9 protein-coding genes are annotated in these 10,028 nt (G+C 69.6%); 3 read left to right on the forward strand and 6 right to left on the reverse strand.

Going from position 1 to position 10,028, the window contains the following annotated elements:
- On the forward strand, positions 1-705 hold a 705-nt coding region (locus VQ02_RS31560), incomplete at its 5' end, for an endonuclease/exonuclease/phosphatase family protein (protein WP_048448219.1).
- Here the strand turns inward: VQ02_RS31560 and VQ02_RS31565 are convergent.
- From VQ02_RS31565 to VQ02_RS31575, 3 genes are all read right to left on the reverse strand, one after another.
- Complete coding sequence (locus VQ02_RS31565; RefSeq protein ID WP_048448220.1) at positions 638-2,074, reverse strand: phospholipase D-like domain-containing protein; 1,437 nt, start codon at positions 2,072-2,074, stop codon at positions 638-640. The genes VQ02_RS31560 and VQ02_RS31565 overlap by 68 nt on opposite strands.
- Before the next feature lie 161 nt (positions 2,075-2,235).
- Positions 2,236-4,062 carry a translational GTPase TypA gene (typA, locus tag VQ02_RS31570; protein ID WP_048448221.1) on the reverse strand — a complete coding sequence of 609 codons (1,827 nt, stop codon included), beginning with the start codon at positions 4,060-4,062 and terminating at the stop codon, positions 2,236-2,238.
- Positions 4,063-4,202: 140 nt separating this feature from the next.
- Complete coding sequence (locus tag VQ02_RS31575; RefSeq protein ID WP_048448222.1) at positions 4,203-5,567, reverse strand: TAXI family TRAP transporter solute-binding subunit; 1,365 nt, start codon at positions 5,565-5,567, stop codon at positions 4,203-4,205.
- Positions 5,568-6,082: 515 nt separating this feature from the next.
- Between VQ02_RS31575 and VQ02_RS37735 the strand changes: the two genes are divergently transcribed.
- Positions 6,083-6,385: a hypothetical protein gene (locus VQ02_RS37735; RefSeq protein WP_157080891.1), complete on the forward strand. Its 303-nt coding sequence runs from the start codon at positions 6,083-6,085 to the stop codon at positions 6,383-6,385.
- A 173-nt stretch (positions 6,386-6,558) separates the two neighbouring features.
- Here VQ02_RS37735 and VQ02_RS31580 read toward each other — a convergent pair whose 3' ends face one another.
- Positions 6,559-6,753: a hypothetical protein gene (locus VQ02_RS31580; protein WP_048448223.1), complete on the reverse strand. Its 195-nt coding sequence runs from the start codon at positions 6,751-6,753 to the stop codon at positions 6,559-6,561.
- Positions 6,754-6,886: 133 nt separating this feature from the next.
- Positions 6,887-7,678: a molybdate ABC transporter substrate-binding protein gene (locus VQ02_RS31585; protein ID WP_048448226.1), complete on the reverse strand. Its 792-nt coding sequence runs from the start codon at positions 7,676-7,678 to the stop codon at positions 6,887-6,889.
- A 212-nt stretch (positions 7,679-7,890) separates the two neighbouring features.
- Between VQ02_RS31585 and tcuC the strand changes: the two genes are divergently transcribed.
- On the forward strand, positions 7,891-9,210 hold the full coding sequence (gene tcuC / locus VQ02_RS31590) for an MFS transporter (protein ID WP_048448224.1): 1,320 nt from the start codon (positions 7,891-7,893) through the stop codon (positions 9,208-9,210).
- Positions 9,211-9,234: 24 nt separating this feature from the next.
- Here the strand turns inward: tcuC and VQ02_RS31595 are convergent, their stop codons facing one another.
- On the reverse strand, positions 9,235-9,912 hold the full coding sequence (locus tag VQ02_RS31595; RefSeq protein ID WP_048448225.1) for a haloacid dehalogenase type II: 678 nt from the start codon (positions 9,910-9,912) through the stop codon (positions 9,235-9,237).
- Positions 9,913-10,028: the final 116 nt, after the last annotated feature.

Consider the following 10,028-nt stretch of genomic DNA (forward strand, 5'->3'; position numbering starts at 1 on the left):
GCCCTCGAGGCGCTGATCGCGCAGGAGAAGCCGGACCTGCTGCTGATGCAGGAGGCGACCGTCGACATCACCGAGCTGCAGGCCCGGGTCGGCGGGCATTACGCCTGGGCGCCGCTGCCGCGCCGCATCCACGGCCTGGCGATGTGGAGCCCGACCCCCTGGCCGAACCCGCCCCGGGTGGTGGCCCTGCCCTCGGGCGCCCTGATCGACCGGGTCTGCCAGATCCTCGACCTCGGCAGCTTCGGGGTCGCCAACGTCCACCTCTCGCACGGCCAGGTGCTCAACCGGCGCCAGCTCCGGCGCATCGCCCAGCACCTGCCGGTGCGGGCCGCGGTGCTGGGTGACTACAACATCGTCGGGCCGGCGCTGCTGCCGGGCTTCCACGACGTCGGGCCCCGCCTCCCGACCCACTCGATGGTCGAGCTCGTGCCCCTGCGCCTCGACCGCTGCCTGGTGCGCGGCCTGACCTGCCGCGACCACGCCGTGCTGCCCCGCGGCGCCTCCGACCACCGGCCGATCGTCGTCCACCTCGAGCCCGGCAACCCGCAGGGGCGGCGCGAGCCCAAGCGGGAGCCCTTGCGCGAGCGCATCGAGGCGTTCCGCGACCGGGCCGAGGATTTCCGCAAGCGGGTGCCGCTCAGAGATATGGCAGCAGCAATCGGACGGCGGCGTCGCGCAGCCGCACGGCCATCCCGCGAGAGTTGAGGTCCTCGGTCGTCAGCCGCTGCTCCATCTTGGCCCGCATCAGCCGGCCGAGATCGGCGGCGAAGTCGCTGTCGTAGACCTCGACGTTGAGCTCGAAGTTCAGCCGGAAGCTGCGGCTGTCCCAGTTGGCGCTGCCGACGAAGCACCAGGCGTCGTCAACCACCATCAGCTTCGAGTGATCGAAGGGCGGCCGGTCGAGCCAGATCCGGACGCCCGCCTCGAGCAGCGGCCCGACATGGGCCCGGGTCGCCCAGTCGACCACCCGGTGGTTGCTGGCCTGCGGGATGATGACGTCGACGGTGACGCCCCGCATCGCCGCGAGGCCGAGCGCCGTGAGCAGCATCTCGCTCGGCAGGAAGTAGGGCGTTGCGAAGCGCACCGAGTGCCGGGCGGTGGCGACCGCCTCCAGCACCACGAACTCGATCTTCTCGATGTCCGCGTCCGGTCCCGAGGTGACGACCCGGGCGAGGGACGGGCCGGCGGGCGGGATTTCCGGGAACCAGGCGGGTCCCTCGAGGTCCTCGCCCTTCACGAAGGCCCAGTCGCGCCAGAAGGCCTGGGCGAGCTGTCCGACCACCGGGCCGTCGATGCGGAAGTGGCTGTCGCGCACCGGATCCGGCGGATCCTTCGCCATGACGTTCTCGTCGGCGATGTTGACTCCGCCGACGAAGCCGACCCGGCCGTCGATCAGCAAGAGCTTCTTGTGGGTGCGCAGGTTCAGGAACGGCATCCGCCAGGGCAGGGCGGAGTGCATGAACAGGCCGGCCGGGATCCCGAGGGCCCGCAGGCGCCGGTACATCGCCGGGAAGAAGTAGCCGCTGCCGATGCCGTCGATCAGCACGCAGACCGCGACGCCGCGGGCCTTCGCGGCCGCCAGGGCCGCCGCGAAGGCCCGGCCGCTGTCGTCGTCGCGCATGATGTAGCTCGACAGGGCGACGCTCGTCTGTGCCTCGCCGATCGCCGCCAGCATTGCCGGATAGGCCTCGTCGCCGTGGCGGAAGCGCTGGATGCGGTTGCCGGCCACCAGCGGGAGGCCGCTGATCCGCTCGACGGCCCGCTTCAAGGGCTGGAACGCGTCGGGCACCTCGGCCACCGGCGGCGGCGGGGCGCCCGGCCGCGGGCCCGGCAGCACCGGCAGCTTCCGGGCGCGCCGGCTCACCCGGTTGATGCCGAACATCACGTAGAGCGTGCTGCCGAGGAGCGGCGACAGCCAGGCGAGGCCGATCCAGCCGATCGCCGCCCCGACCTCCCGCTTGTTCATCAGCGCGTGAACCGTGACGACGACCGCGAGGGCGAGGCCGAGGGGCGCCAGCACGTCGGACCGGATCGAGGTCAGGATCCCTAGCCAGCGGTAGATCTCGTGTTCCACACGGCCTCCTGCCGCCGCTGTCCGGTCCCGATCCGTCCTACCGGATACGGGACGAGGAACCGGGAATCCACTTGAGCGGGCCGGCCGTCCACTCTCCGCCATGAAAAATCCCTCGCCCCGGGGAGGGCGAGGGATGAATCAGCGGCCGCTCGTGGCGGGGATCAGGCGCTCAGCGCCTCCTTGGCCCGCTCCGCCCGCTTGCGGTCGTTCGGGTCGAGCACGGCCTTGCGCAGGCGGATCGACTTCGGGGTCACCTCGACGAGCTCGTCGTCCTGGATCCAGGCCAGCGAGCGCTCGAGGGTCATGCGGATCGGCGGGGTCAGGCGCACCGCCTCGTCCTTCGAGGTGGTGCGGATGTTGGTGAGCTTCTTGCCCTTGAGCACGTTCACCTCGAGGTCGTTCTCGCGGTTGTGCTCGCCGATGATCATGCCCTGGTAGACCTTCCAGCCCGGCTCGATCATCATCGGGCCGCGATCCTCGAGGTTCCACAGGGCATAGGCCACGGCCTCGCCCTGCTCGTTCGAGATCAGGACGCCGTTGCGGCGGCCGGCGATCTCGCCCTTGAAGGGCTCGTAGGCCTTGAACAGCCGGTTCATGATCGCGGTGCCGCGGGTGTCGGTCAGCAGCTCGCTCTGGTAGCCGATCAGGCCGCGAGTCGGAGCGTGGAAGACGAGGCGCAGGCGGTTGCCGCCGGACGGGCGCATCTCGAGCATGTCGCCCTTGCGCTCGGACATCTTCTGCACGACGGCGCCCGAGTGCTCCTCGTCGACGTCGATCACCACCTCCTCGATCGGCTCGAGGACCGAGCCGTCCTCGGCCTTCTCGAAGACGACGCGGGGCCGCGACACCGCGATCTCGAAACCCTCGCGGCGCATGGTCTCGATCAGGATGGCGAGCTGCAGCTCACCGCGGCCCGAGACGTAGAACGAGTCCTTGTCCGCCGCCTCCTCGATCTTGAGCGTGACGTTGCCCTCGGCCTCCTTGAACAGGCGGTCGCGGATCATGCGGCTCGTGACCTTGTCGCCCTCGGTGCCGGCGAGCGGAGAATCGTTCACGATGAACGACATCGTCACGGTCGGCGGGTCGATCGGCTGGGCCTGGATCGGGGTCTCGACCTGCGGGTCGCAGAAGGTGTCGGCCACGGTGCCCTTCACGAGCCCTGCGATCGACACGATGTCGCCGGCCTCGCCGACCTCGATCGGCTGGCGCTCGAGGCCGCGGAAGGCCAGGATCTTCGAGACCCGGCCGGTCTCCACGACCTTGCCCTCGCGGTCGAGGACCTTGATCTGCTGGTTCGGCTTCACGGTGCCCGAGGCGATGCGCCCGGTGATGATGCGGCCGAGGAAGGGGTTCGACTCGAGGAGCGTGCCGAGCATGCGGAACGGGCCCTCCTCGGTCTTGGCCTGCGGCACGTGGGCGAGCACGAGGTCGAACAGGGGAGCGAGGCCCTCGGACTGGTCGCCCTCCGGCGAGGTCGCCATCCAGCCGTTGCGGCCCGAGCCGTACAGGATCGGGAAGTCGAGCTGCTCGTCGGTGGCGTCGAGCGCCGCGAACAGGTCGAAGACCTCGTTCACCACCTCGTTGATGCGGGCGTCCGGCCGGTCGACCTTGTTGACCGCCACGATCGGGCGCAGGCCGATCTTGAGCGCCTTGGAGACCACGAACTTGGTCTGCGGCATCGGCCCCTCGGCGGCGTCGACGAGCACGATCACGCCGTCCACCATCGAGAGGATGCGCTCGACCTCGCCGCCGAAATCGGCGTGGCCGGGGGTGTCGACGATGTTGATGCGGGTGTCCTTCCAGACCACCGAGGTGGCCTTGGCCAGGATGGTGATGCCGCGCTCCTTCTCGAGGTCGTTCGAATCCATCGCCCGCTCCTCGACCCGCTGGTTCTCGCGGAACGAGCCGGACTGCTGGAGCAGCTTGTCGACCAGGGTCGTCTTGCCGTGGTCGACGTGGGCGATGATGGCGATGTTGCGCAGCTTCATGGGATGTCCGAAGCAAACAAAGCCCGGCACGCCGCGGGCCGCCAGGATGGCAGCCGGACGCATCGAGCCGGGGGAAAACTGTTGCGTCGCAATATAAGGTGTGACGCCGCTTCGCAAGAGGGCCCGGGCGGGTGCCCTGGTCACTCCGCCGCGGCGGAGAGCGGATCCGGCCCGCGCTCGACGGCGGGGATGTCGGCGCCGTGGACCTGCCGCTCCAGCAGGTGGGCCCGGCGCTCCGCGATGGCCCGCCTCGCCTGGTCGAGGCCGAGCGTGAAGGCCGCCACCCCGGCATTGTCGATGGCGCCGGTGCCGGCCCGGGCGAGCGCCTCGGCCAGGATCTCGTCGGCCTGCCGGTCGAGGTCGGCGAGCTCGAGCTCGTCCTCGACGTCGCGGCTCGCCCGCACGATGGTCAGCAACTGGCGCAGGAGCGCCATGTCCCGGGCCCGGGAGCGGTTGGCGGCCCGCGACACCAGGGTGGCGGCGGCCGAGCCGAGGATCGAGACGCACATCACGAGCAGGTAGAACCAGTCGCCGTAGCGCTCGAAGAAGCTCTCGACCTCGCCCTCGTAATAGGCCTGCGCCCCGGGATGGACCGGCAGGGAGGCGCTCTTCGAGGTGTCGGGCGCCTCGATCTGGTTGGCGAGCGGCACCTCGGCGGCGAGGCCGGGCCGGTTGACGAAGAGCAGCCGGGTCAGCTCCGAGACGGTCGAATCGGACAGGCTGGCCTGGGCCACCAGCCGGTGGCTGACCCCGACCGTCGTGAAAGTCTCGGCCGGCCGCGGCGGCGTGCCGCCGAAGGTGCCGCGGGCGATCTCGATGCTCTCGAGGGCCGGCCAGCGCCGGCCCAGGACCGCGGCCTCGCCGATGGGGATGAAGCTCGGGGTGCCGCCGGCCGAGTTCCCGTCGCCCTTGGCGATGCTCGCCACCACGTCGCTGGCGGTGCGGCCGGTGAGCGGGCTCACCACCAGCACGGCGTCGACCCGGCCCTCGCGCAGGGCCTCGCCGGCCTCGCGCCCGTCGCCGAGGGACACGGTGGCGACCGCCTCCGCCGGCACTTCGTAATGCTCCAGGATGCGGGCGAGGAGCCGGATGTTGCCGGCCGGGTTGCGCACGATGCCGACCCGGCGCCCGCGCAGGTCCGGCACGGCGGACAGGGCCGGGTCCGTCGTCATCAGCAGCACGGCGTCGCGGTGCAGGATCGCCACGGTCTGGGTGCTGGCCGGGATGCCGACATCCGAGCGCACCACCGCGAGGTCCGCCTTGCCGTGCTCGGCGGCGCCCGCGCTCTCGGCGACCCCGCTCGTCACGACCAGCCGCAGGCGCACCTCCTCGTGGGTGCGGGCGAGCGACTGGGCGACCGCCGCGACGAGCCGCGCATCCTCGCTCCCCGACGGCCCGATGGCGACGCGCAGGGTCGTCGGCTGGCCGAGCCACTGGTAGGCGAGCAGGCCCGTCGCCACGAGGGCGAGGAGTGCCGCGAGGACGATGGGTACGTGGCGCCGCATGGGCCCTCACCCTGCGTCGCGGCGCGGGGTGAGGCAACACGGCCAAATGGCGCGGGCCGCCCGCGTCGGGGGAGCCAGGGGTGAGGGCTCCCGGCGCCGGACGACGGCGAAGCTCACGGGATGTGGATCTTTCGACCGCGCGGCGATCATCTTGGCTGAATGTCGCCGTCTTCATTGAAGACGGCTGATATTTCAGATAATTAACTGGAAATTTCCCAATTTAATTGCAGATGAAATCCAATTTTTACAATTATATTCGTTGATCTGCGACGATTTGAGCAAAAATTAATCTGAATATCGGGCGTGAAATACGAAGTTTATTCCACTTTTGATCGTTATGATAAGTCCAGTTGCGTAGTATTCAGTAGTGGCATCACCCAAATGGGATATGCCGGTAACGGCCTAGCTCGTGTAGAAGCGTCCTGGGGAGAATGGCGAGGTGCCGAGTCATGGCGTGTTCGGAGCTGCCCGTGATTGACGGAAATTCATAAACATTCATGCATACGGGGCACCACATGAGCAGCAATGGCGCATTTCCGATTCGAGAAACGATCACTCAGGTTTCAGCTGCTTCGTATGTTGTCGCTCGCGGACTTTTTATCTGTGTTTACAGTGAAACCATACTGGAAACGCTGGTTTCTCTGGCGATCGCATTCACGATTGAAGTGGCGGCTTTCGTGGTGCTCGTTGCCATCGTGGTCAACGTCGTCACGCTGCACGTCCTGGCTCCGCGAATCAGGAGCACGCTGCGTGCGCTGGAGAGCGGGCAGGATCGGGTCGGGCAGCGATCGGACACGTCCCATGCGGGTCCTGCTTGACGATACCGCGCGCCGGCTCTCGTCAGGCGTGCCCGACGTCGAGGGGAGCCCGCCTTCCCCGGCGCGATGTCGGTGCTGCCCGGCGGACCCGCTCGCCGGCGGCCTCACCTGAGATCGAGGGGCACGTCACTCCGTTCCCGCCGCGTGCTCCGGCCGGCGCAGACCGCCCTCCCTCAGAAGGCTGCCCGCAAGCCCAGCGCGATCACCGCCAGGATCGCCGCGCCGAGCGCCGGACCGGCGGCCGCGATGACGAGCGCACCCGGGTGGTAGCCCGGGGCCGCGAGGTAGCGCTGGTGCGCATTCTTCTCGTTCCGGAGCAGCGGCGCGGCCGCGCGCGCCGCTGCTCCGGGCGTCCAACCCTGTCGCATGATGCCGTCCCCGCCCGCTTGAGCCGCCCTCTCGGGCGGCGCGAGACCTGTTGTGTGAGGCCCATCAGGCGCCGGGCGGCGTGAAGAGGTGGTGAATCCGATCCCTCGGATTCTCCGCGTCGTGAATCGGGGGTTAGCGGGCGCCGAGAGGGTCGAGGCCCGTCGCCGCGACCGTGGGCGCCGCCTCCGGCGAGGCGAGCCAGGCGATCAGCGCCCGGGCCTCTTCGGGATGGCGGGCGCCCCTCGTGATCCCGGCGGAGAAGACCGTCACCTTCTGCACCTCGGCGGGGATCGGTCCGACGATCGTGATGCCCTTGACCGGCTTCAACTCGCTCGTCTGCTGGAAGCCTAACTCGGCGTCGCCGCGGGCGACGACGTTGCCGACGCGCTCGGCGACGATCATCCGGCTCTTTCCCGCCAGCCGGTCCTCGAGGCCGAGCTTCCTGTACATCTCCTTCTCGATGTAGACGCCGCTGGCACTGTCCGAGTAGGCGATTGAGCTTGCCGCGAGCAGGGCCTTCTTGAAGCGCTCCAGGTCGCCGATGTCCGGCACCGGCGCTCCCGCCTTCACCGCGAGGGCGATGCGGGAATCGGCGAGGGCGACCTTGCTCCCGGGCGCGATCTTGCCCTCGCGGTCGAGGTCGTCGAGGGCGTAGCCGACCATGATCAGCACGTCGGCCGGTTCGCCCTTCGCCAGCCGCACCGGGATCGCCTCCGGCGCCGTGCCCATCGAGGGGCCGTAGGCGGTCTCGACGCGGTGGCCGGTCTTCGCCTCGAAACCCGGCAGCAGGGCCTGGTAGGCCGCCGTGAAGCCGCCCGAGATCATCACCCGCAGCTCCGCCGCCCGGGCCGGGCCGGCGACGACGAGCCCCGCCAGCAGGCCGATGGCCAGCCGGGCGAGGATGGTTCTCCGGCGCAGTGTCATGCGGTCCATGGTTCCCTCCCAGGCGGCGTCCCGCCTCTCCTGTTCTCGGTCCGCCGCCCCGGGCGGCGTCCTTCCCGTTGGTAACGCGCCGCTCGCGCGGTCTCCACCGGATCGGCGGCGAGATTTTTGGGATTAGATTTTTCTGTCAAACGTGCTGCCGATGGCTGTAGACAGAGGGCATCAGAGAGAGCCCGAGGTCGGGAGGAATCAGCATGGCAGGTCCGGTCCACGGCCCGCAGGGGTCGAAGGTTGCCACGGTGTTGCGCGTCACGAGCGGCAACTTCCTCGAGATGTTCGACTTCTTCCTGTTCGGCATCTACGCGAGCCACATCTCGAAGGCCTTCTTCCCGGCCGGGAACGAATTCGCCTCCCTGATGCTCACCTTCATGACCTTCGGGGCAGGCTTCCTGATGCGGCCCCTCGGCGCGATCTTTCTCGGCGCCTATGTCGACCGCATCGGCCGGCGGCAGGGCCTGATCGTCACGCTCGGCATCATGGCGGCCGGCACGGTGCTGATCGCCTTCGTGCCGTCCTACCAGACCATCGGCCTCGCGGCGCCGTTCCTGGTGCTGATCGGCCGGCTGCTGCAGGGCTTCTCCGCCGGCGTCGAGCTCGGCGGCGTCTCGGTCTACCTCGCCGAGATGGCGACGCCCGGCCGCAAGGGGTTCTACGTCTCCTGGCAATCCGGCAGCCAGCAGGTCGCCGTGATGGTGGCGGCGCTGATTGGCTTCTCGTTGAGCCACGCCCTGATGCCGGCCCAGATGTCGGAGTGGGGCTGGCGCATCCCGTTCTTCATCGGCTGCATGATCGTGCCGTTCCTGTTCTACATCCGGCGCTCGCTGGAGGAGACCCAGGAATTCCTGCACCGCACGCACCGCCCCTCGCTGCCCGAGGTCTTTCAGTCGCTGGGCGAGAACTGGCGCATCGTGGCGCTCGGCATGCTGCTCGTGGTGATGACCACGGTGTCGTTCTACACCATCACGGTCTATACCCCGACCTTCGGCAAGTCCGTGCTGAAGCTGTCCGAGACCGACAGCCTGATCGTCACCTTCTGCACCGCCCTGTCGAACCTGATCTGGCTGCCGGTGATGGGCGCCCTGTCCGACCGCATCGGCCGCAAGCCGATCCTGATCGCGTTCTCGGCCCTCGCGCTGCTCACCGCCTACCCGGTGCTCGCCTGGCTCGTGTCCCACATCTCGTTCACCAACATGCTGCTCGCGCTCCTGTGGCTGTCCTTCCTCTACGGCAGCTACAACGGCGCGATGGTGGTGGCGCTGACCGAGATCGTCCCGGCTCATGTCCGCACCACCGGCTTCTCCCTGGCCTACTCGCTCGCCACCGCGATCTTCGGCGGGTTCACCCCGGTCGTCTCGACCTGGCTGATCGAGCGGCTCGACAACAAGGCGGCGCCGGGCCTGTGGATGGCCTTCGCGGGGGCCTGCGGCCTCGTCGCGACCCTGCTGATCTACCGCCGCGGCACGGCGGCGACCGACGCGCTGCCCGGCGGCGCCCGCCCGGTGGCGGGCGAGTAGCCGGCCCGGGCCCTCGGGTGGCCCTCAGGCGAGCAGGCCGTCGAGGGACGCGATCACCCGGACCGGCGCGAGGTCCGGGTACTCGTCGGGCTGGCCGCTGCGGTCGACCCAGATCGGGAGGAAGCCGTAGGCCGCCGCCCCGGCGATGTCCCACCGGTTCGAGGACAGGAAGGCGATCCGCTCCCGCGCGACGCCGAGGCGCTCCGGCGCGAGGGCGTAGGCGCGGGCGGACGTCTTGAAGGTGCCGGCCGGATCGACCGACAGCACCGCGTCGAGATGCGTCTCGAGGCCCGCTGCCCTCACTGCCGCGTCGAGCATCGCGGTGTCGCCGTTCGACAGGATCGCGGTCCTCAGGCCGGCGTGGCGCAGGCGCTCGAGCGTGCCGGGCACCTCCGGATAGGCGTCGAGCGACCGGTAGGCCGCGAGCAGATCCGCCCGCACGCCGCGATCCACCCCCGTGTGCTTGGCGAGCGCGTAGTCGAGGGCCCGCTCGGTCAGCGTCCAGAACGGGGCGTAGCGCCCGCACAGGGACAGGACCCAGGAATATTCGAGCTGCTTCTGGCGCCAGGTCTCGGACAGGGCTTGCGCCTGCGGGCCAATCGCGGCGGCGTGGCGCTGCACGGCGGAGTGGACGTCGAGCAGGGTGCCGTAGGCGTCGAACACCACGGCCTCGGCGCGGTCGAGGGGGGCGGGGAGGGGCATAGGGGCCTCGGATTGGGAGCCTTCAGGTCGCGTGATCGACCCCGACAACGCCCGAGGGCCCGCCCCGGCCCCGCAATCTACACCCGCCACACCCGCACCCCGAACAGCCGCAGCGC

This window comes from Methylobacterium variabile (genome assembly GCF_001043975.1).
Lineage (GTDB): Bacteria > Pseudomonadota > Alphaproteobacteria > Rhizobiales > Beijerinckiaceae > Methylobacterium > Methylobacterium variabile.

Bases quoted from the DNA above. Each gene is read 5' to 3' on its own strand.
- typA (WP_048448221.1), bottom strand. From the start codon at position 4,062: ATGAAGCTGCGCAACATCGCCATCATCGCCCACGTCGACCACGGCAAG.
- VQ02_RS31575 (WP_048448222.1), bottom strand. From the start codon at position 5,567: ATGCGGCGCCACGTACCCATCGTCCTCGCGGCACTCCTCGCCCTCGTG.
- VQ02_RS37735 (WP_157080891.1), top strand. From the start codon at position 6,083: ATGAGCAGCAATGGCGCATTTCCGATTCGAGAAACGATCACTCAGGTT.
- VQ02_RS31580 (WP_048448223.1), bottom strand. From the start codon at position 6,753: ATGCGACAGGGTTGGACGCCCGGAGCAGCGGCGCGCGCGGCCGCGCCG.
- VQ02_RS31585 (WP_048448226.1), bottom strand. From the start codon at position 7,678: ATGACACTGCGCCGGAGAACCATCCTCGCCCGGCTGGCCATCGGCCTG.
- tcuC (WP_048448224.1), top strand. From the start codon at position 7,891: ATGGCAGGTCCGGTCCACGGCCCGCAGGGGTCGAAGGTTGCCACGGTG.
- VQ02_RS31595 (WP_048448225.1), bottom strand. From the start codon at position 9,912: ATGCCCCTCCCCGCCCCCCTCGACCGCGCCGAGGCCGTGGTGTTCGAC.